19 protein-coding genes and 2 tRNA genes are annotated in these 22,063 nt (G+C 35.8%); 20 read left to right on the top strand and 1 reads right to left on the bottom strand.

The features are described from left to right. Positions 1–17: 17 nt before the first annotated feature. From N7548_RS00770 to N7548_RS00695, 16 genes are all read left to right on the top strand, one after another. A tRNA-Ser gene (locus N7548_RS00770) sits at positions 18–110 on the top strand. Positions 111–138: 28 nt separating this feature from the next. Further along, positions 139–214, top strand: a tRNA-Glu gene (locus N7548_RS00765). A gap of 333 nt (positions 215–547) precedes the next feature. Next, the gene (locus N7548_RS00760; RefSeq protein WP_263607470.1) at positions 548–751 is read left to right on the top strand and encodes a hypothetical protein; all 204 of its coding nucleotides are present in this window, start codon (positions 548–550) and stop codon (positions 749–751) included. A gap of 641 nt (positions 752–1,392) precedes the next feature. Next, entirely contained in the window at positions 1,393–1,614 is a 222-nt protein-coding gene (gene relB / locus N7548_RS00755) for a type II toxin-antitoxin system RelB family antitoxin (protein WP_263607469.1), read from the top strand. Then, entirely contained in the window at positions 1,614–1,877 is a 264-nt protein-coding gene (locus N7548_RS00750) for a type II toxin-antitoxin system RelE family toxin (protein WP_263607468.1), read from the top strand. Before relB ends, N7548_RS00750 begins: the two co-directional genes overlap by 1 nt. Positions 1,878–2,296: 419 nt before the next feature. Next, positions 2,297–2,695 (top strand): hypothetical protein, encoded by a 399-nt coding sequence (locus N7548_RS00745; RefSeq protein ID WP_263607467.1) that lies wholly within the window; start codon positions 2,297–2,299, stop codon positions 2,693–2,695. A gap of 638 nt (positions 2,696–3,333) precedes the next feature. Beyond that, on the top strand, positions 3,334–4,626 hold the full coding sequence (locus N7548_RS00740; RefSeq protein WP_263607466.1) for a hypothetical protein: 1,293 nt from the start codon (positions 3,334–3,336) through the stop codon (positions 4,624–4,626). 47 nt (positions 4,627–4,673) lie between these two features. Then, positions 4,674–6,491 (top strand): ABC transporter permease, encoded by a 1,818-nt coding sequence (locus tag N7548_RS00735; RefSeq protein WP_263607465.1) that lies wholly within the window; start codon positions 4,674–4,676, stop codon positions 6,489–6,491. A gap of 1 nt (position 6,492) precedes the next feature. Further along, positions 6,493–8,115, top strand: a complete 1,623-nt coding sequence (locus N7548_RS00730) for an ATP-binding cassette domain-containing protein (protein ID WP_263607464.1) — start codon at positions 6,493–6,495, stop codon at positions 8,113–8,115. Positions 8,116–8,365: 250 nt separating this feature from the next. Continuing rightward, complete coding sequence (locus N7548_RS00725; protein ID WP_263607463.1) at positions 8,366–9,913, top strand: BglG family transcription antiterminator; 1,548 nt, start codon at positions 8,366–8,368, stop codon at positions 9,911–9,913. A 46-nt stretch (positions 9,914–9,959) separates the two neighbouring features. Next, on the top strand, positions 9,960–10,220 hold the full coding sequence (locus tag N7548_RS00720; RefSeq protein WP_263607462.1) for a PF20097 family protein: 261 nt from the start codon (positions 9,960–9,962) through the stop codon (positions 10,218–10,220). A 633-nt stretch (positions 10,221–10,853) separates the two neighbouring features. Then, positions 10,854–11,252, top strand: a complete 399-nt coding sequence (locus N7548_RS00715) for an OsmC family protein (protein ID WP_263607461.1) — start codon at positions 10,854–10,856, stop codon at positions 11,250–11,252. A gap of 12 nt (positions 11,253–11,264) precedes the next feature. Next, entirely contained in the window at positions 11,265–11,933 is a 669-nt protein-coding gene (locus tag N7548_RS00710; protein ID WP_263607460.1) for a YczE/YyaS/YitT family protein, read from the top strand. 287 nt (positions 11,934–12,220) lie between these two features. Then, positions 12,221–14,752 carry an HD domain-containing phosphohydrolase gene (locus N7548_RS00705; protein WP_263607459.1) on the top strand — a complete coding sequence of 844 codons (2,532 nt, stop codon included), beginning with the start codon at positions 12,221–12,223 and terminating at the stop codon, positions 14,750–14,752. Between the two features lie 168 nt (positions 14,753–14,920). Continuing rightward, positions 14,921–15,628 carry an alpha/beta hydrolase gene (locus N7548_RS00700; protein WP_263607458.1) on the top strand — a complete coding sequence of 236 codons (708 nt, stop codon included), beginning with the start codon at positions 14,921–14,923 and terminating at the stop codon, positions 15,626–15,628. Positions 15,629–15,656: 28 nt separating this feature from the next. Then, positions 15,657–15,983, top strand: a complete 327-nt coding sequence (locus tag N7548_RS00695) for a hypothetical protein (protein ID WP_263607457.1) — start codon at positions 15,657–15,659, stop codon at positions 15,981–15,983. 73 nt (positions 15,984–16,056) lie between these two features. Here the strand turns inward: N7548_RS00695 and N7548_RS00690 are convergent, their stop codons facing one another. Continuing rightward, positions 16,057–16,737 (bottom strand): polysaccharide deacetylase family protein, encoded by a 681-nt coding sequence (locus tag N7548_RS00690; RefSeq protein WP_263607456.1) that lies wholly within the window; start codon positions 16,735–16,737, stop codon positions 16,057–16,059. Positions 16,738–16,819: 82 nt separating this feature from the next. Between N7548_RS00690 and N7548_RS00685 the strand changes: the two genes are divergently transcribed. The 4 genes from N7548_RS00685 to N7548_RS00670 all read left to right on the top strand — a co-directional run bounded on the left by N7548_RS00685 (position 16,820) and on the right by N7548_RS00670 (position 22,002). Further along, positions 16,820–18,061, top strand: a complete 1,242-nt coding sequence (locus N7548_RS00685) for a Gfo/Idh/MocA family protein (RefSeq protein ID WP_263607455.1) — start codon at positions 16,820–16,822, stop codon at positions 18,059–18,061. A gap of 130 nt (positions 18,062–18,191) precedes the next feature. Then, positions 18,192–18,833 (top strand): SGNH/GDSL hydrolase family protein, encoded by a 642-nt coding sequence (locus tag N7548_RS00680; RefSeq protein WP_263607454.1) that lies wholly within the window; start codon positions 18,192–18,194, stop codon positions 18,831–18,833. A 2-nt stretch (positions 18,834–18,835) separates the two neighbouring features. Beyond that, positions 18,836–20,152: a glycoside hydrolase family 30 protein gene (locus N7548_RS00675; protein ID WP_263607453.1), complete on the top strand. Its 1,317-nt coding sequence runs from the start codon at positions 18,836–18,838 to the stop codon at positions 20,150–20,152. A 209-nt stretch (positions 20,153–20,361) separates the two neighbouring features. Beyond that, entirely contained in the window at positions 20,362–22,002 is a 1,641-nt protein-coding gene (locus tag N7548_RS00670) for a type 2 periplasmic-binding domain-containing protein (RefSeq protein ID WP_263607452.1), read from the top strand. The last annotated feature ends 61 nt before the right edge of the window (positions 22,003–22,063 follow it).

Genomic DNA, 22,063 nt, shown 5'->3' with positions numbered 1-22,063 from the left:
ATATAATAGCGCATTCTGGAGTAGTACTCAAGAGGCTGAAGAGGCGCCCCTGCTAAGGGTGTAGACGGGCCAAAACTCGTGCGAGGGTTCAAATCCCTCCTGCTCCGCCACTGTGCGCTTTTATTATGTTTTATGCTTGGCCCGTTGGAGAAACGGTTAACTCACATGCCTTTCACGCATGCATTCACGGGTTCGAATCCCGTACGGGTCACCAATCATTAATTAAAATGCTCTTCTCACCCGTGGGAAGGGCTTTTTTTCTAGATACTCATGTATAGTTTTCAAACTACATATCAGGCAGTTTTTGGTTATAATTCAGAATCCGACAGAATTTGCTCAAATTGACAAAATCCCTTAAAACTTATGTGCGAATAAACAAAATTTCACCCAATTCTTAAAGGTCTATAACAAGTTTTTAATTTTATGAAAAAAAGACAACTTATGCTGATATAAGTTTTAACACTTCTTGCAGCAATAACTAATTGTGATATAATTGTTATAAATAATGCGAGATTAACAACATAGTTGTACCTTAGGAGGAGAAAATATGTTTTGGGATTATGTAACTTTTGTTATTGTCTTAATAATTGGGCTTGTGAATATCATTTGGCCACAAGAAACTGTTTATATTATTTGGGCAGTTAGGCACGGTGTTGATGATGAAAGTAGAAGGAGTTTTGAACACCTCATGAGATTTATCGGTATAGCAATTGTCATAGGTTGTGGAATTTGGCTATACTTGCAGTTTTGATCTCAAATTCAGTTAACTACCCCAGGCTTGTTGTGAAACCGTTAAAGAAGACAGTGACAAATAGAATGAGATTTATGAATTAAAAAACCGTAAAGGGTTGCCAAAACAATACGCAAAGTAAAGATATTCATGCCAGTCTAGTCTTGCAAACACTGAAAAAAACGTGAACCTCTACGGGTCACCAAAATTATTATGAAACGCTCTTCTCACCCGTGGGAAGGGTTTTTTTATTGATTTTTATGCATGGTTTTGTATACGTTAAATATCTCATAAATCTATATTAAAAGCGCTACAGTCCGATTTTTACTGGATGTAGCGCTTGTTTTCTATTAAGAGTCGAACCCCCACCACGGCGGAAAATGGCGGATTATTATGAGTTCTTGAATCTTTTTATGATGTCCGTATGATAAGGTTAAAGTGTTACTATACGTGATGATTCAATAGTGTCTTGTATATATTCTAAGTACCCAATTATATTGGTTGATGCTACAGATTTTTTGTGACATAGTGTGTTGTAGAATCCATACATCAATCATCAGAGTATAAGGCACACAAAGTTGCATTAAGTTATCTTAGTGTAATACATTGTATTGCGCATTTTATTAATCCGTAGTACAATGTATTACAAAGGAGATGATGATATGTCTATATCGATTAGAATGAACGATAAAGAGTTAGAACTTATAAAAAAATATGCTGAACTTAATGGTTCAACGGTTTCAGAAGTGATGCGAAAAGCAATCTTAGAAAAAATCGAAGACGAGTTTGATATTTTTTTGTATGAAAAGGCATTTAATACTTATGAACAAGACTCTAGAACCTACACGATTGAAGAAGCTAAGTCTATCCTTGGTATTGAATAATGTATCGAGTTGAGTTCAGCGAAAATGCACTAAAGAGCTTTAAAAGAATGGATAAACAAATCGCAACGATGATTTTTGCATGGATATCTAAAAATCTAGAAGGCTGTGATAATCCAAGAGTTCACGGAAAAGGGTTGGTTGCCGACAAGAAAGGTATCTGGAGATATAGAGTTGGAGACTATAGACTACTTGCACATATTTTCGATGATCGATTAATCATATTGGTTGTTGATGCAGGACATCGAAGAGACATTTATAAGTAAATTTGACAGTTTAACAAAGTAGAGATTATAAACTCTGGAAAAATCGTGAACCAGTACGAGTCACCAATATTGAAATGAAACGCACTTCTCAATCGTGGGAGGGGCTTTTTTTACTAGATGTTCATGTATAAATATCAAACAAAATATCATACAAATATAAGTGTAAATTTGAAATTTGGCAGAGTTTTGTCGCATTGAGAAACCCCATTAAAACTTATTTGCGCATAATCAAATACTAACCCAACTCCTAAAGGTCTATAGTAAGTTTTGAATTTTTAGTAAAATAAGTCAACTAATGTTGATATAAGTTCTACATTTTTTATCGTTGCAAAACGTGATATAATTACAACAATTAGCAATCGTTACATCTAGTCAAAAACAACTCAAAAGATGATTTATTTAGTGGAGGCGGTAACTTAATGGACAAATTAATCAGACAATATTTAAGCAAGTTTAAGTGTGCAGTAATAATTGACATAAACGAATATATGAACATTGCATTCAACCTCAAGAACGAAGAAATTAAATATATTCTCCTAGATACGAATTGGAGATTATTGGTTAATCACAAAATGGTCTTGACTAAATCATCACTAAATGAGATTCAAGATTTGAAGAAGCATATAAACGGATTGAAAGTAAAAAGAATAACAATAAGTAGATTTAGTGACCTAACGATAGAACTTGAACAAGGTGTGGTACTTCAAATTATTGCTGACTCAATGAAATATGAAAATTGGGTTATCAACCAAGATATCATCTGTTTGCCTGGTGGAGAGTTGACTCACTCTCTTTTTAAAGAACCCAAAACAGTCTAAGTCAGTAGACAATAATTTATACATTAATAATAAACAAGATATGTGAGGGAAGGTTTCAAAAACATTGTTTATATTAAGACATTAGCAATTATAACATCCGATGAAAATTAAAACCTTATGCTGTTCTTTGTGGATTCATAAGGTAAAATTTCGTGAACGCCTAAAGCTCACCAATATTGATATGAAATGCTCTTCTCACCATTGAGAAGGGTTTTTTATATCATAAATACAGGTGGACACACAAGATGTATTCTATCATTCGCTTGAAAAGAGAATTGTTAGAATATCGATAGCTTAAAAAGAATGGAATAGACGATTTTTCAGAATGACTAGTAATTAATCCAAAATAATGTCATTTTGCGAAAAAAATGGTGAAATAGAACGACTTTTACGAAATATTATTTACATTTAAGGGGAGAACACTTCTGTTTTTGCAAAATAATACACCGCATATGCGCATTAATATACGGAAATATGGAAAACCCTGTCGTTTTTCGTGCAAAATTGTGATAAGTTTAGAGAAAGATTATGCAAATGAATACGCTTCCATTGGGTGTTTTTGTTTGTTAAACTGTAAATGACAAGTGTATTGACTCAAGATTGATACACTAAAAAAAATAGGAAAAAGGAGAAAAAAAATGAAAAAACTATTCGTCACAGTATTGGCAATTGTTTTTGTATTCTCATTGTTTGGTTGTAAGTCAAACACCAAAAGTGAAGTAGAAAAGATTATTGCTGAAGCAGAGAGTATGACTTTGGATGAATTGATGGCTAAAGCATATGAAGAATCGAACGGTAAAACACTTGAAGGTATTGGTAATTCAAGTCGCGGTAAAACAGCTGGTGAAGCATTCGTTTTAGCGATGAAAGAAAAATACCCTGATTACACAGGTGTTATCAACTGGCAACAACCTAAGGAAAACTCAATCTTCCAAATGTTAACCAGTGATTCAGAAAGTCCTAACCCAATATTCTCAATGACATTGATTCAAGATGGTAGCCAAATTCAAAGTAAAATGATCGAAACTGGCATACTACGCAATTTTATTCCACTTGAATTTAGAGAATCTGCAGGTGTTGATGTCGAACAGGATGGCACTCCATTGACATTACAAACATTGAACAAAGTATTCATGTACAACAACTTAGGAACCAAAGAATTCAATAACGTTTGGGACTTTGTTAAACAAGGTGAAGCCCCATTATTCATGGGTCTTGAATCTGAACCTGTTGGTTTTAACTTCTTATTGATGTTAACAAAAGATGAATACGCAGCAATCGTTAAACAAGCATTTGATGCATTAGATGCAACTGAAAAAGCTTATTTTCAACCAATCGTTGACTCATTAGCGTCTAAAGCGACTGAACTTGGATTAGGTCCTAATGGTAAATATGCACTTGCTTGGATCAAACTTTGGACAAAACAAATCAATGTCATGACAGATGATGGTCCAATCATGTCAGAATTAGTAACAACATCAGCTGTAGATGAAACTGCACTCTTAGTTTATTCTAAACTTCGTTCGATTTCAGAAACAGAAACTTCATCTGTTAACAACGTCACAGTTGCTGCCTATGTACCGGGGTATCAAGGTTTTGGTGGCTTCGGTTATAAGCACTTCTTACAAATCCCAGATTCAAGCCCACTACCTTGGACTGCAGCCGCATTCATCGCGTACATGGTTACCGTTGAAGCTGGTTTCCATCCATGGGGTAAAGATATGGGTGGTTATAGTGCAAACCCAAGCTTAAGACTAGACCATACACAAGATGGTTTCGTTGATGGCGTAGACACATTCCCTGCTAAGAACGACAGAGGGTATGACTGGTGGGTAAGTACAGGTGTTTATGGTGGTAGATTAATCATCGAAGACCCAATTTATGCATCATCCGTAGCATTCACAGTAGGTGAATGGATTCTTAGTCTATAATTATTAAAATAACAAAACATTAGTGGTTAATTCATGGAGGCAATTGTATGAATGAAAAAGTAAAAAAACACGATATCAAGGTGACATGGAATTACATTAGAACCTTTTTTCAAAAACCAGATCATGTCATTTTGTTGATATTTGGTATCTTATTATCTTTCGTCACAATTGTCCCCATGATGACACTTTTGAACGATACATTTCTGATTAAACCGGGCAGTTATGCTCAATTTATTACAGGTAGAAGTAGTGGTTACACATTGGTAAACTGGAAAGACTTGTTCTTTGGTGCTGTATCAAGATCCAATCTTTATACACCAATGCTTAACAGTATTTTCTTAGCCATTTTCTCTAGTATTGGTGCGATTGTGTTCGGGGGAACTTTCGCTTATCTTGTAACAAGAACCAATATTGCTTTTAAAAAATATTTAAGCGCGATATTCATATTCCCATACATCATGCCACAATGGACACTGGCTGTTATCTGGCAAAATCTATTTAAGAGTAATGCTGTAACTGGCGGCTCTAATGGGATTTTCTCAACCTTCTTCAATATCAATATGCCTGCATGGTGGGTTGATGGGTTATTTCCTTCCATCATCATCTTAGCCATTCACTATGCACCATTTGCGTATATTTTGATTGGTAGTATCTTTAGAAATATGGACTCCAATCTAGAAGAAGCAGCAGTGATTATGGATACACCTAAAGCTAAAATGTTTTTTAAAATCACACTCCCAATGGTATATCCAGCGATACTATCCACCGTATTGTTGGTATTCGCAAGTGCGATGGGTAGTTACCCAGTACCACATTATTTGAATCTTGAAACTTTAGCTACTCGATACGTTTCATTAGGTGTTAGAAGAGCTGGTCAAAATAGTATCCTTGGGGTTCTCATGATGATATTTGGCGTACTCATTCTCATTGTTAACCACCGAAATACAAAGAGTAGGAAGAGTTACACAACAGTCACAGGTAAGAGTGGACAAATCAGTCAAATCAATGTTGGTCGTATTTTGAAGTATGCCATCCCAGGAGTCTTGATTGTCATGACATTCTTCACATCGATTTATCCAATCTTGTCTTTCGCATTAGAAACCTTCTTACCAAACCCTGGGGATTATAGTTTTATCACACAAGGATCATTTGAATCATTAACTACAAAGTGGTGGCTTCACAATAGTATGGAAGAAGCTGGACTTTATGGACAAATGGGTATCCTTTACAACGACACCATTTGGAATGGTTTCAAAGGTACTGTAATCGTCTCCTCTTTAGCAGCGCTATTCGCAGGTTCAATTGGGTTGCTCATCGGATATTCTGTGAGTAGAAATCGAAAGAGTAAATTCGCTTTATATGTGAATAATATGGCATTCTTACCGTATCTATTACCAGCACTCGCTGTAGGTATTGCCTTCTTTACATTCGGATCCGCACTTGGTATTTATGATACTTACCTGCTTGTCATCATCGCAGGTACATTCAAATACATTCCATTCGCTTCAAGAAGTTCACTAAACTCAATGATGCAAATCAGTTCTGAAATTGAAGAATCAGCCATGATTTTAGGTATACCATGGCGAAAACGCATGACAAGAATCATCATACCAATTCAAAAAGCAGCGATATTGAGTGGTTTCTTACTACCATTTATCACGAGTGTCAGAGAATTAACACTCTTCATGTTACTCGTGAATCAAACACGCCTAAGTACCACCTTATTAAGTTACTATGATGAGATGGGACTCTATGCATTTTCGAGTGGTATTAACTTGATTATTATCGTATTTATCTTAATACTAAACTTTGTGGTTAATAAGTTAACTGGCGCAAGTTTAGATAAGGGTGTAGGAGGAAAATAACATGCCTGAGATTATTTTGAAGAATTTAACAAAAAGATGGAATGGATTTTACGCAGTAGATAATCTAAATCTCGTCATTGAAGACAACTCATTTATTACCTTGCTAGGCCCTTCAGGCTGTGGAAAAACGACCACATTACGTATGATTGCAGGACTAGAAACACCGACCGAAGGTAGTATTCAAATCGGTGGTGTGACGGTCTTTGATAGTGAAAAAGGTATCAATATTCCCGCAAATAAGCGAAAAGTTGGTTTCTTATTCCAAAATTATGCTTTATGGCCGAATATGACCGTTTATGAAAACATCTCTTTCGGATTAAAGAACATTAAAGAAGAAATGCCAGTATATGATTTTGTCATCATGAACAACAATCGCATGATCGAGATTCTAAATCGTATGCAAGAATTTACAAATGTATTGAAAGATTGTGAAGACGCTGATGGTAAACTCATCGTCAATACAGCTAAACTCAAACTGATTGATAAATACCAAATCTCTCAATATACAGCAACCACATTGATGGACTATTATCAAAATAAAAAACTCGATAGTAAAGAAATCATCACGAATCTATTAAGCGCGAATAATAAACGAATTGATGAGTATAAAGCCAAGTTCATATCCATCACTGAGGATTATCGTTTGATAAAAGATGGTAAAATCATCGTTAAAAATCGAAAACTCGACAAAGAAGAAATCGACTTACGAGTTCGCGAAGTATCCCGTATTGTTAAAATTGGAATGTTCATGGATCGTTATCCGAACGAACTCTCTGGGGGTCAACAACAACGTGTCGCGATTGCGAGAACATTGGCACCAAAGCCACAAGTGCTATTTATGGATGAACCACTATCGAACTTGGATGCGAAATTACGTCTTGAAATGAGAACAGAACTTCAAAGACTTCATATTGAAACCAACTCAACCTTCATTTATGTCACACACGATCAACTTGAAGCGATGACGTTATCAACCAAAATTTGCTTATTAGAAAATGGGCTACTTCAACAATATGAAAAGCCACTAAGCATTTATGAAAAACCAACCAATTTGTTTGTCTCTGATTTCATTGGTACACCATCCATCAATTTGATCAATGCCCATGGTGTTTATCAAAAAGATGTGTTCAACCTAACCATTTGGGACGACCACACCGTGCAATTTATACCAAAAAACTTTAAAAACTACGAACAATGGTACAAACAATCCTTGAGTGAAGTCAGTGAAAATATGAAGAAGGTTTATAAAGTCGAAAAAGCCAATAAAGACCGAGCCTTCCAATACCCGATTGCGAAAATTACTGAAGAATATGGCAGTATAAAAGAAGACAACCAACTCAATGAGCAAGATTTTGTCATCGGTGTTAGACCTGAATTTTTAAACATCAATGATAAAGGTGCTTTTAGCGGTGAAATCTACAGCTCCATGCCAACGGGTATGGAAACTACAGTCAGGGTTAACGTAGGAAACTACCTTTTGACAGGCGTCGTATTTGGTGATGTTACATTTGAAATCGGGTCAAAAATCAATTTTGACTTTGACACAGAAAACATCTTAATATTCTCAAGAAAGACTCAAAAACTCATTTGTAAGGGTCAATTAATATTGACATCTGAAAATTAATTGTCGACCTTAAAGTCATATAAAGGATAGAAATTACGTGTTTCTATCTTTTGTTTTATATCAGTTTGAGAAAGTAATCACAATGGAAATTTTAGGACACATAATACCGAGATATTGTCGAAATAATCAAGTATAAATGTTATAATGAAGTTAGCTGATATAACGATAAAATCGAGCGTTTAGATACGCTCGTTATAACAATTACAGTGCAAATTTAAATGTGCTCATTCTAGATTTGTGAGGTTCATACATGTTAGATTATAAAGATAATTACATATTGAAACAACTGGTGGATTCAGATACCATTTTTACCATTACAGACATACAAGAAAGACTTGGGATGTCACAAAGAAGTATTTATTATTCATTAGAACGTATTAATGATTACTTATCCCGGTTGGATTTACCCGCAATTATCAATAAAAGAGGCGTGGGTTTATTGATCCATGACAAAGTCGTAGCGTATGTCAAAAAAAGCAATTCAGCGATTAATAACGATTATATTTGCACAAGCCAAGAACGTAATAATCTTCAAGTATTAGACATTTTATTGTCCAAAAAATATACCAATATATCGACATTGATGGATGATTATACCGTCAGTCGTAGTACGATCATCAAAGATTTGAGAGAAATTCGTGCCATTGTATCCCAGTTCAATTTGGTGTTAGAGTTTAATATAGAGCGAGGGTATGAAATTCAAGGTAGTGAAATTCAAAAACGTAGCTTAATCCTCATGATTTGTTCAGACTACAGTTACTTGATGGATATCAAATCGATGGATTATTACGATATATCTGATGTCAATAAAATGACAGAATTGTTCACGGAAATTGAAGAACGATTGAACGTCATTTATGTAAGAAGCACTTTACACCAATTAGCTGTATTGCTCGCGGTGATCATCAAACATAAACCACCTCAGGTTCACTTTGAACCAGAGGATAAAGCAGCCTTTTTAGCTACAAATGAATATAAAATTGTATCAGAGGTGTTTGATGGCTTCATCAATCCAGATGAATATTTGTACTTGGTTCTACACCTACTCGCTTTAAGGGTACAGTATAGTGGGAATGCACCTACAACCAAAGAAGATAAATATATTGGTGAATTGGTTAATTTTATGATCAACGAGTTCTACAATTTAACGTTGATAAACTTTAAGAATAAAGAAGAACTCAACACCAATTTGTATTTCCATATGAAACCTGCCTTATTCAGATTCAAATACGGTATCAATTATCGAAATGAACTCAAGAGTCAAATCATGAATGAATTTACTCAAGTGTATCGAATCACCAAAATCATTTGTAAAAAACTGGAAAAAATCATTGATTTTATCATTAGTGAAGATGAAATTGCATATATCGCCATTCATTTTGGTGCATTGATAGAAAAAGAACAACAAATGATAGCACACCCAAGGATTCTATTGGTATCCTTAAGCGGTAAAGCGTTGGCGAGAAACCTGAGACGCGAGGTAGAGAGTTTTACCAAAGACGTTGTTATCATCGACGCTTTTAGAATGCACGATGTTATCAGTTTGAAAGATAAGGTCGACTATATCATATCTACCGAACCGTTGAAAGATGTCATTACCAAAGCCAAAACAATGGTTATTAACCCCATCCTGAACGATAGAGATCGCTATAACATCATTAATTTTCTCGGTTTAACCAATGTTTCAATATATAATTTAGATGTTGTTGATAGCATCATGAAAGATCTTGAAGACTATATTGATGAATCCAAGTATGGTGAAGTCAGAGACATCATTAAAGGGCATTTGAAGAAATAATTTAAAGAAACGATATACTATTGATAGATAATTACGGAGGTTTTGTATGAATTGTCCTAAATGCAATCAACCAATGAAACTCGGATTTTTACCTGTTTATAGAGGGCGCTTATATTGGGCACCAGAACCGGAGAGAGTGCCATTATTAATCGATATTAAACCGAAAGATAGTATCGTATTGTCTGACTACACATTATCTTTGCCACTCAAGGCAGAAGCACACTATTGTCGAACCTGTAAAATGGTAATCATGCACGAAAAGAATCATGAAACCAGTGAAGATTTCACAGAAAATCCATTTATCTGATTCTTTCTAGGATTCAAATGATAACAATGATATAAAAGGCATATACGAATGTGATCATCCATCGTTGTTGTTCAATAAATGGATTAAAATGAATATTACAATAACTAGTGAAAGGGACTAACTCGGGTTAATATTTGATGACTGAGTTTATTTAAATATGAAGGATATAATTGAAAAATTCCTAACACAATTTCATCATTCTATAATAGTTGACGTAAATGAGAACTATGTACTAACGATACTTTTAGCATCTAATGAGAAAAAATATATCCAATTAGATAGTCAATGGCGGATATTTCAAAGAAATCAGTTGTGTTTATCTAAAGAAAATTTTAACAACTTAGAGCAAATAAGAAGTTTGGTGACTGGATCCAAAATTGAAAAATTATACATCAATGAAATTCACGATTTAAATATACTACTGGTTAATCATACATTGATTCAATTAATGGTTTCTTCAACGACATATGAAAACTGGTCAATTAACCAAGAAATCATTTGTTTACCAGGGGGAGAATTGACTCATTTACTATAAGAATTTGGAATTAATTTTTCCATATCATTATTGGATCGTTTGATCAATGAGTTATAATTATGTTGGATGGATGATCCTCAAAGAATGGAGTAATTATCATGAAAGCAGACACAGTACAATTAAAATTTGATTCTAAATATGTTGGTGAATTAACCTCACCCACAGGGTCTATTAAATTAGGTAGCCAAGACAACGGCATGAAGCCTTATCATCTCTTATTCGGTGCTTTAGCGTCCTGTTTTTACGCGACATTTTTGAGTGTGGTGGAAAAGATGAGGGTATCATTTACCGATGTTGACATTGAAGTTTCAGGCAACAAAAGAGACGAAACACCCGCAACATTAGACCATGTTGAAATCAAGATGGTCGTATACAATGGGTCAGATCAAAACAAACTTAAACGAGCAGCTGAACTTGGTGCTCAATACTGTTCAATTCATGAAACCATCTCAAAGGTTGCGAAGATGGATTTAATCGTGACATTTGAAACAAAATAAGCAGGAGGCTTTATGAAATTGAACATTACAACCAATCACGTGATTCGTGGATTGGTTTATTTTTTGGGTATCATCATGACAGGTTTAGGGGTCAATGTTTTACTAAGAAGCGCACTAGGTGCTGGTGCATGGGATACGGTTATTTTCAACCTGAGAGCACTTTTCAAGAATAACTTCAATATCGATGTAACTTTAGGTACAGTAAGCTTTATGATCTATCTCATCGTGTTGTCTTATGTGATGTGGTACTACAAAAAACTCAAATTTTTGTTTGTATTCATACCGATGTTTGGGATTGCATTAGCGATTGATTTTTGGGACATCATTGTACTTAGCAATTTTCACCCTGAAGACCTCTGGATTAGAGCGATTTTGTTCGGTGTAGGTGTATTTGTATTGGCCTTAGGGCTCTCTTCAATTTTAGTCACCAAATACCCTGCCATGGTCTTTGATGAGTTGACATTGATTCTCATGAAAGTTTTACACATTAAGAGTTTCTTTTTATCACGTATGTACATTGAACTATTCGCCATCGTTTTAGCAACCCTATTTGGATTCATCAGTAATATTGGTTTTGGAGCAGTTAATTTTGGCAGTTTTTTACTGGCACTAATCATTGGTCCACTGATTCAGTTTCAGCTGAAGTACCTTACAAAAATAACGACACCACTATTTAATTAAAAATAATAACTGAACAATCTATTTCAATAAAAGATAGGTTGTTTTATTTATATATTCATATGAGAATATCATACTTAGCAAGCAAAACTTTGATTTTATATTGGGAATCATCGAAAATTTTTAAAAAATAGCGCTGATTTGAAATTATTTTGAAACAAAATAGTCTTTAAATAGATATAATGATTGTATGCAACCAAAAAGTTTACAGATTTTTAATAAGCGCTAATTACAATATGTTGAATTGAATTTTATGATCAGCAATGCATGTCTACAAAAGAGGTAATGCAATGAAAGTTAAACAGTTATTTAGCAATCAAGATGAACAGGCTTTTTTAAATCATGAAACTGCATTAAATTCACGCTACATCACAAAAATATATGGCGTATTCATTTTTTTATACGCCTTTTTTGCATTAGCAGATCTTTTCTATTATCCAGATGACTTGGCTATATTATTTACGATAAGATTCGCCATTGTCATACCGATACTGATTTTAACAATGATATTATCTTCAAATCGAAAACTTGCGAAATATCACCAATATTTTGTCGCTTTTAGTTTTTTTACAGGTGGCGCGGGCATTGCTTACATGGTGATTTTGTACCCCGAAAATGTGGTTTATTACGGCGGACTGTTCATGGTTTACTTTGCAGGTTTCTTATTGATTAGATTGCGATTTGCTTACGCTACATTTGCGGGTTTGGCGATATTGGCGTTTCATTTTATAGGCTATTGGATTGTCCAAAACAATTACTCAGAAACCTTTTTGTTTGGTATGTTATTTTACATTGGGGCTAATATCATTGGTATCATCGGCGCGTACAATTTCGAAAGACAAAACAGATCTCAATTTTTGCACGATAGAATCATACAAAAAATCAGTAATGAACTGAAAGAAAACTATCAAGAAAAAGTTGAGCAATTTAGTCAACTGGAACAATCCATTAAAGAAAATAAACACTTGATAGAAAAAAATGAAGAATTGGCTCGATTAACAAAATCACTAAACGAGAGTGAGCATCGTTTTAGAGAAATCGTCCATAATATCGATGCTGGTATCGTCATTCATGGTCCCGATAGTCAGGTCATTGGTTGTAATGAACGGGCTACTGAGTTGTTAGGACTAAGTAAAGATGCCATGATGGGGAAGTTAGCGATTGATCCAGATTGGATGTTTGTCAATGAAGACGAATCTAAATTACCCATTGAAGATTATCCTGTCAGTCAACTTTTAAGGACAAAAGTACCGTTTAAAGACAAGGTTTTAGGGGTAGTTCAAGGTACAGACAAACCGATTGTATGGGTCAAAGTCAATGGGACTCTAATTATAGATACCCAAGGTAATGTTACTGAAGTATTGATCAACTTTATCGATATTACCGATTTAAAAAACTCACATGATATGCTATCAAAAAATGAGAAACAATATCGATTATTAACCACACAGATGCAACTGGGTCTTGCATTACATAAGATTATTTGTGATGAAACAGGAAAACCAATCGATTATGAGTTTATTACGATTAATCCAGCCTATGAAACATTAACTGGATTAATTGGGAAGGATATTATTGGCAAAACCGTCAAAGAAATACTACCAAATACGGAATCGTATTGGATTGATACATATGGTAAAGTTGCACTTTATGGGAAACCAATCATGTATGAAAATTACTCGAGTGAACTTAAAAAGTATTATAGGGTATCGGCTTATTCTCCTGATAAAGGGTATTTTGCTGTTATGGTCGAGGATGTTACAAAACAACGAAATATCGAAATTCAACAAGAGTATCTGAGAAATCATGATCAATTAACTGGATTATCCAATCGCATTCATTTTAATGAGAATCTATTAGAACTCGATCAACAAGCACTCATGCCTGTTTCGGTCATAAACTTTGATATCAACGGTTTGATTATCATCAACGAAGCCTTTGGGTATGAGTATGGTAACCAATTCATCCAGCACGTAGCTGAGTTATTAAAAACTGTGTTTAGTGAAGATTCTATTATTGCGAGAGTTGGCGGAGATCAGTTCGCAGTTGCTTTAAAGAATACATCTAAAGAAGCAGCAGACTCGCTTTCAAGACAAGTCGTCAAAGGGGTCAACGATTATGAAATCAATGGCACTCAATTATCGATATCTTATGGAATTGCTGAAAAGACAAATCCAGAGGATGATATTCAGAAGCTATTCATGATTTCAGAGAATGCAATGTATTCAAATAAGATTTTCGCATCTCAATCCTTTAGAAATCAATCGATCAAATCCATCATTAAAGTGTATCATGAAAAAAATCCAAGAGAAGAAGAGCATTCACACCGTGTATCGGCTTTGTGTGAAGAGTTTGGCAAAGTTTTAGGGTTAAGTGATGATGATATCAATAAACTAAAAGCCATCAGTCACTTACACGATATTGGAAAGATTGCGATTGATGAAGCCATTTTGAATAAAAAGGGCAAGCTCACCAATGAAGAATGGGAAATCATCAAAAAACACCCTGAAATTGGGGCACGTATCATCTCGACTTCCGATGAATATGCAGTGATTGCAGACGATATTTTAGCCCACCACGAACGTTTTGATGGTAAAGGTTATCCATTTGGTATCTCTGGCAAAGACATCCCACTCAGAGCACGCATCATTTCAATCATTGACGCTTATGATGCCATGACTTCTGATCGACCTTATCGAAAAGCACTCACCAAAGAGGAAACAATTCAAGAGCTACTCAGATGTTCCGGCTCTCAATTTGATCCCGATTTGGTTGAAACCTTTGTTCAAAAGATTTTAGTTAGTTCAAACAAAACAACCTAATGACAAGACCCCATTTCGAATATAAATGGGGTTTTTTATTTTCTCTTTAGGCTTTCATTTTGTAAAGAATCAGTCAACCCATCTGAGATGTATTATAATAGAAGTAATATCATTGGGTATGCATATAGATTTTTGATAAGAAGGAATGGTATTACTATGAAATTGTTTATGAAAATATTTAAGATTACGACGATTGTTCTATTATCACTTGTAGTGCTATTGGTACTAGGCTTATTTATTTATACCAGGGATTCTTACGGACCGCTTGAAGCGATGACAGAAGAAATCAACACATTGAATTTAGATGGTATTGAAGTCATCGATGATTTGGATCAAATCAGTTATTATGTGGATCAACCAAAGAAGAATATTGTGATCGTTCCAGGTGGAAAAGTCAAACCTGAAAGCTATCAATACTTAGCGGTTAAATTGGCGTTATCGGGCTATGATGTTACGATTGTTAAAACCGTATTCAACCTCGCAATCATTACGCCAAACTATGGTGCGAGATTCTTAAAAGATGGGATTGAAAATGTGGTTATCGGACATTCTTTAGGTGGGACGGTTGCGAGTATGTTCAGCCATAATGATGACCGTGTGAGTGATATTATTTTTCTCGCCAGCTATCCAATTTCGGATGTTTCTAATAAAAATGTGCTCATCCTAACCGGGGAGTTTGATACCGTTTTAGACATCAATGATGTGAATCAAAGTGCATCTTTGTTACCAGATAATGTAGTAATGTATGAAATTGCCGGTGGTAATCACGGTCAATTTGGGTGGTATGGTCCACAATCTGGTGATGGTGAAGCAACCATCGATATCAAAACACAACAGGATATCATCATCGCTCAAATCATCGATTTTATTGACTAGTTATACCTAATAAACAAGGAGGATTCAAATGAATAAACGTTTGCTTTATGGATTAATTCTTGGTGCAATACTTGGGGTTGTTTGTATTGTAGGTGCTCAGCTTAGAATGCCTAATCAATTATCAACAGCCTATTTGTTTTCTTTTTGGTACAACCGAGTACTGATTGGATTGGTGATTGGTTTATTCCCTAAGCCAAAATCCCTTCTTATCGGCCTTTTGAGAGGTTTATTGCTTGGTGCGATTGTCTCGTTCGCATTCTTTAGTGCAACCGAATTCCTCGATATCATGGGATTCATGGCAGGTTTGGTTTATGGCGTAATCATCGAAGTAGTCCTATACTATCAAGCAAAATAATCAATTGATTGAACAAAAAAGTGTGATTTTTCATCACACTTTTTTCATATATTTGTCTGTAAAATAATCAAAACTACTCCAATAGAACATCACGATTCGTACCATAAAACACATTTGGATGATGGGCTAATTTCGCACAGATGGATTCTAAGTGTGCCCATAAATCATGGGTATCACATTCATAACTGTGTCCCCAAATGTATAAAACCTGTGGCTGATTTGGCTTAGATGCTAAAAAGTCATCAATCAATTCATGGATTTTTGGATCATTAAAATGCGCGGTGGGTTTAAATCTTAACAAATCTTTTTGAAAAGATGTATCGTAATTATCCTCAATAGTTCTCGCGTATTTCAAACCGAGTTCATCGATGACAGAAACCACTAAATCATTATAGGTACCATAGGGATAAGCCATACCAATCGGTTTTATCTTAAATATACTTTCAATGATTTGAATATCTTTTTCCAATTGCTCAAACACTTCTTTTTTTGTACATTGGGTTAAATCGGGATGCGTGAAACTATGGACTGCAACCTCATGACCATCATAGAGTTTTGACATGGTTTCTAAATCCAGATGAGAAATAACCACACCATCCAATTCAAAATTATATTGAGGTTCACCCAGCCCTGTATTGATGTTGAAGGTGGCTTTTAAACCATAACGATTGAGTATTTCGATAAATCGAATGTCTTGAGATACGCCATCATCGAAGCTAAAAGTGACGGCTTTTTGATAATTTTTAGACCACATAGTTGGGTTTCCTTTCTGAAAACTTTCTATTTACACGATACAAATTAGTGCTATAATCGTGGAAGAAAGCGAGTGATTTTTTATGAATAAAGTGAGAATAGGTGTACTGGGGATTGGTCGTGGCAAATCCATGATTGAATACTCTAGAGCAGCGGACAACGCTGAGCTGGTCGCGGTCTGTGACTTTTATGAACCTGGATTGAATGCATTAAAGAAAGAACTAGATAACCCCAATATCACCTATTATACATCATTCGATGCTTTTTTAAACCATCCGATGGACGCGGTTATATTAGCCAATTACGCCACAGAACATGCCCCTTTCGCAATCAAAGCTTTAAATAAAGGTTTAAATGTTTTATCTGAAGTATTGCCAGTTCAAACTTTAGCAGAGGCGGTTGAATTGATTGAAACCATTGAACGTACACAATTGGTCTACGCTTACGCCGAAAACTATTGTTACATGCCGGTGGTTACTGAAATGAAACGTTTGTATGAAAAGGGTGTATTAGGGACATTTGAATATGGAGAAGGCGAATATATCCATAACTGTGAACCCATTTGGGCAGATATTACTTATGGTGATCCTACCCATTGGCGAAACCACATGTACGCGACATTTTATTGTACACATTCGATTGGACCTTTATTACACATCACTGGTCTAAAACCAGTCAGTGTGGTTGGATTTGAATTACCTTATGGTACACGTGCCGAACGCATGGGCAAGTTGGGTGGTATGGCCGGTATTGAAATGATTACACTTGAAAATGGCGCAGTAATCAAATCAATTCATGGGGACCTTGGAAAAAATTCAATTTGGTTTTCGATTTACGGATCCAAAGGCAGACTCGAAAGTGCACGTGAGGATGCGTTATTGAACGATGTAGAACGTATCTATGTGTCTGTTGACCCAGAAGAAGGGGTCTTTAGTAACGATATTCAAACCTATGAACCAAAAACCATCCATCATGAGAAAGCCAAAGCGTTTGGTCATGGCGGTAGTGATTTTTACACCATGTATCATTTCGCCGAAAAGATTCTAGGACGACCAGCAGATACCATCGATATTTATCAAGCGCTTGATATGTTTTTACCAGGGTTGTATGCGTATCGTTCGATTTTAAACCACAACCAACCCATAAATATACCTAATCTACGTTTGAAATCGGAAAGAGATCTGGTCAGACACGATCATGCTTGTACAGACTTGAAAGTTGATAAAGAACAGGTGTTGCCTTGTTATTCAAAAGGCAACCCTGAGGTATCACCAAAGACGTATCAAGCACTCAAAGAAAAATACGAATCGAAACATCAAAAGTAACTTATGTATATCTATACATAGAGATTATGCATGCAAAAAAAGGACAACAACCAGCGATTAAAGATGGTTGTTTTTCATTTTTGATTGCGGTAATATATAGATGTTTGTCGCTAATTAAGGAGAGATCATTATGTTATTTAAACCAAATGAATCGGTTGTATTCTTAGGAGATTCCATCACCGATTCCAACAAAAGTGGCGTTGAAGGCTCATATGTATGGGATGTTTTAGGGAGTGGCTATGTGAACATGGTCAACTCGTATTTCTTGTTATACCATCCTGAATTGAATTTAAGAATCATCAACCAAGGCATCAGTGGAAATAGAACCACCGATTTGCTCAATCGTTTAGACAAAGATGTGATTTCATATAAACCTAACCACGTTGTTTTAATGATTGGTGTCAATGACGCGTGGCGTCAATTAGACTGCCCACAAATCCCAGATTATAAATTAACCACAGAAGTTTATAAGCAAAATGTCCTTGAAATCATCAAACGTCTTCAAGCCGAAAACATTCATGTGATTGTCATGTCCCCATTCTACTTAGAACCGAACCGTTCAAATGCACTGAGAGAAAAAGTGGATGCTTATAACGTTGTCTTAAAAGACATCACAGCCCAATTAGGTTTAATGTATATCGATTTACAAAAAGCATTTGACGATTTATTGGAAAAAGTTTCAATATTTACAATCTCTGGTGATCGCATTCACCTCAACATGGCTGGTAACATGTTTTTACGTGACCAAGTCATCCAGCATTTAATCAAGTAATCATGAACAGAACTGTTAAATTATACGTAACTACTGGGGATGAATCGAAGAAATTTGTTCAAGAACCGGTGTATTCAACCACGAACAAACCCAATATCCATTTGAATCCAAACCATTTGAAACAAGTGGTGGATGGCTTTGGTGCAGCGATGACCGAATCATCTGCATTTCTTTTATCACAACTCGATTCAAAACACCAACAAGAAGTCATGAGCGCTTTGTTTGGTAAAGAGGGCATTGGTATTTCCTTTGTTAGAACCACCATTGGCGCATCCGACTTTTCAATGAGAAGTTACACCTACAACGATATTGATCCTCAATCTGAAGATGATGATTTGAATCACTTTTCTTTGAGTGATGATTTGAATTATGTCATTCCAATGTTGAAGGTTGCGAAAACATACCATGATTTTTTAGTGGTATCTAGTCCATGGACAGCGCCTGCTTGGATGAAAGATAATCATCATTTGAATGGCGGACGATTATTACCAAAACATTATGGTGTCTATTCAAGATATTTAGCGAAGTTCATTAAGAGTTATCAAGCAATAGGCATCGACATTTACGCGATTACCCCACAAAATGAACCACGCCATGAAGCCTTGACTTACCCATCGATGTTGATGAGTGGTCAAGAACAGAAAGCATTTGTTCAAATACTATCAGATACCTTTAAAGAACAAAATATCGACACAAAAATCATCGCCTATGACCACAATTGGGATGATATTGATTATGCAAGAACCATCTATTCCGACGAAAAAGCTGCTTTAGCTGTTGCAGGTACTGGTTTCCATTGTTATGACGGGAACGTCAAAGCGACACAAGCATTGATAGAAGAATACCCGGATAAAGATATTTGGTTTACGGAATGTTCAGGCGGTTTATGGGCTAACAACTTCAGTGATAATTTGGGTTGGAATCTTGAAAATGTATTTTTAGGCTCTCTTCAATATGGGGCGAAATCTGTGTTATTGTGGAACATTGCGTTAGATTTAGAGTGCGGTCCTAAAAATGGTGGTTGTATGAACTGTCGAGGTTTATTGACCATTGATCCTATCACTCAACACATCGAAAAAAATGTAGAATACTATTTGGTTGGCCATTTTTCGAAATTTGTTCAAAGAGGTGCACATGTGATTGAAACAACGGTAGAGGATACCGATTTGATCAGTGTAAGTTTCCTTAATCCAGATCAATCCATGGTTTGTGTGGTTTATAATAAATCGGATGATCCAAAAGAAATTAGATTCGCTGTTAAAGATGCTGTTATAGGTTATCAACTCAAAGAAAAGTCTGTTTTGACGATCGAACTATAATCTATATAACGCATCAAAACACACGCCTATTTTAAAGACCTTGACAATTGTCGGGTCTTTTTTATTTTTTCTCTATTTAACAATTCAAACGTTTGAAAAAAATAGGAAAACGTTTGAAAAAGTGAAAAAAGGTATTGCAAACGTTTTCACACGATGCTATAATTGGTTTTGAATTATGGTAAATCCATGTCATAGAAAAGGAGAAAAATATGATAAAGAGACTTACATTACTCATCACAGTATTGACACTCGCTTTAACATTGGCAGCCTGCAAAAAAGATTCAGGGTTGGATGCGAATGTGGCTGGTGAAGTTACAGTCATGCTTTACAACGGTGACGGAAACACCTATGAAGACCTTGGTCACCAAACATTAAACACCGCAGACATCAAAGACGATAAACTCGGTTTAATGTATGCAGTTGCGACAGAATTTAACAAACATTATCCAAATGTTAAAATCAATGTTCATTTTAAACTAGGGGACTCCTATAACTGGGACACCAAAGAAACTTGGGCACAATATAGAAGCAACTACGAACAACAAACTGGTACAAAAGTGGATATTTGGTCAGCTACTGATTTAGCAGGCGATACCACTAGGGGATTGGTCGCAGACTTATCTGTGTTCAAAGACGATGCTGTTTACAAATCGATTAACCCAGCATTCATGAAGATGTTGAACTATTATGGCGTTCAAGCAGGTCTTCCTGAATATTTAGTACCATGGGGCATTTATGTCAACAGAGATTTCGCTGAAGAAAAGAACTTAGATGTACCATCACCAGATTGGACCATCGAAGAATATACTGAATTCGTTGCTCATAGCCAAATCAATGAATTCTACGGTACAGAAAATCCTGACTTCAGAATGATTCAAACTGGTGCAACCACGATTACGCAACAACTTCTAAAACAAGGTGTTGATGGCGATTATGTCAACGTCAATTCCGATGAAGTAAGAGCATTGATCCCTTACATCACCACTTGGGCACAAAACGCATTGTGGACTACTGGTGAAGGTTGGTCAAGTGGCGGTACAACCAATGAATTCTATGGCAGTGGCGGTTGGTGGGGACACAACTTCTTCAAACAAGGTAAGATGTTAACCAACAGTGCAGACCCTTGGATGTTAGGTGACGCAGCGAATCCATTAACCAGCGAATTGATGTTAAACGATGTGGACTGGGACTACTATCCAAGACCTTCTACCAATGGTGTAGATAACACTGTGGGTATTGTCTTAGACCCTATTGCAATCCGTAACTACGCAATGGATGACAGCGATGTTAAATTATCACAAGAAGAAAAGAGCAAACTTGAAATCGCGTATACTTTTGCAAGCTTCTGGACTGCAGATACACGTTCTTGGGAAGCTCAAAGCAAACAACAATACAACAATAATGGCAAATTTGATACAGTCATGAGCGACAGTTTCCCTGTCACAACTGGCGATACTTTCGCGGAACAAATGGAAATTTGGTATTCATTACCGACACACCAATATTTCAGAGATGCTGAAAGAACCCCTGGTTTCCAAAAGATTCTACAAATCTTCAACGAAGGCAAGATCTACGACGTGGCTGACAAAGCATACCCTTGGAACTTCACCGAAGCCGGCGAAACCAAACAAATTTTCCATGAATGGAATCAAATGGGTAACCCTGCAACCTTAACTGGTAACCCAGAAGCCACTTCACCTGAAATCTTAGACGGTGTTGCATTTACCGATGCAGTATTGGCTAAATTACCTGAGTGGAATGTCTTATTCAATGCGCGTTTTGAACAAGCATTTGATGAACTAAAAGCTGGATTAGTACAATACTACGGCAAAACAGAAAAAGACTTTTAATCAATAAAAATCATGATTGTGAGGCACCGATATTTTTCGGTGCCTCACCTAATTATGAAAG

The sequence above is a fragment of the Paracholeplasma manati genome (assembly GCF_025742995.1).
Classification (GTDB): Bacteria; Bacillota_I; Bacilli_A; order Acholeplasmatales; family UBA5453; genus Paracholeplasma; species Paracholeplasma manati.
This window is presented reverse-complemented; position numbering and strand designations above follow the sequence as displayed.

Excerpts from the sequence above, each read along its gene's own strand:
- N7548_RS00760 (WP_263607470.1), top strand. The coding sequence starts at position 548 with ATGTTTTGGGATTATGTAACTTTTGTTATTGTCTTAATAATTGGGCTT.
- relB (WP_263607469.1), top strand. The coding sequence starts at position 1,393 with ATGTCTATATCGATTAGAATGAACGATAAAGAGTTAGAACTTATAAAA.
- N7548_RS00750 (WP_263607468.1), top strand. The coding sequence starts at position 1,614 with ATGTATCGAGTTGAGTTCAGCGAAAATGCACTAAAGAGCTTTAAAAGA.
- N7548_RS00745 (WP_263607467.1), top strand. The coding sequence starts at position 2,297 with ATGGACAAATTAATCAGACAATATTTAAGCAAGTTTAAGTGTGCAGTA.
- N7548_RS00740 (WP_263607466.1), top strand. The coding sequence starts at position 3,334 with ATGAAAAAACTATTCGTCACAGTATTGGCAATTGTTTTTGTATTCTCA.
- N7548_RS00735 (WP_263607465.1), top strand. The coding sequence starts at position 4,674 with ATGAATGAAAAAGTAAAAAAACACGATATCAAGGTGACATGGAATTAC.
- N7548_RS00730 (WP_263607464.1), top strand. The coding sequence starts at position 6,493 with ATGCCTGAGATTATTTTGAAGAATTTAACAAAAAGATGGAATGGATTT.
- N7548_RS00725 (WP_263607463.1), top strand. The coding sequence starts at position 8,366 with ATGTTAGATTATAAAGATAATTACATATTGAAACAACTGGTGGATTCA.
- N7548_RS00720 (WP_263607462.1), top strand. The coding sequence starts at position 9,960 with ATGAATTGTCCTAAATGCAATCAACCAATGAAACTCGGATTTTTACCT.
- N7548_RS00715 (WP_263607461.1), top strand. The coding sequence starts at position 10,854 with ATGAAAGCAGACACAGTACAATTAAAATTTGATTCTAAATATGTTGGT.
- N7548_RS00710 (WP_263607460.1), top strand. The coding sequence starts at position 11,265 with ATGAAATTGAACATTACAACCAATCACGTGATTCGTGGATTGGTTTAT.
- N7548_RS00705 (WP_263607459.1), top strand. The coding sequence starts at position 12,221 with ATGAAAGTTAAACAGTTATTTAGCAATCAAGATGAACAGGCTTTTTTA.
- N7548_RS00700 (WP_263607458.1), top strand. The coding sequence starts at position 14,921 with ATGAAAATATTTAAGATTACGACGATTGTTCTATTATCACTTGTAGTG.
- N7548_RS00695 (WP_263607457.1), top strand. The coding sequence starts at position 15,657 with ATGAATAAACGTTTGCTTTATGGATTAATTCTTGGTGCAATACTTGGG.
- N7548_RS00690 (WP_263607456.1), bottom strand. The coding sequence starts at position 16,737 with ATGTGGTCTAAAAATTATCAAAAAGCCGTCACTTTTAGCTTCGATGAT.
- N7548_RS00685 (WP_263607455.1), top strand. The coding sequence starts at position 16,820 with ATGAATAAAGTGAGAATAGGTGTACTGGGGATTGGTCGTGGCAAATCC.
- N7548_RS00680 (WP_263607454.1), top strand. The coding sequence starts at position 18,192 with ATGTTATTTAAACCAAATGAATCGGTTGTATTCTTAGGAGATTCCATC.
- N7548_RS00675 (WP_263607453.1), top strand. The coding sequence starts at position 18,836 with ATGAACAGAACTGTTAAATTATACGTAACTACTGGGGATGAATCGAAG.
- N7548_RS00670 (WP_263607452.1), top strand. The coding sequence starts at position 20,362 with ATGATAAAGAGACTTACATTACTCATCACAGTATTGACACTCGCTTTA.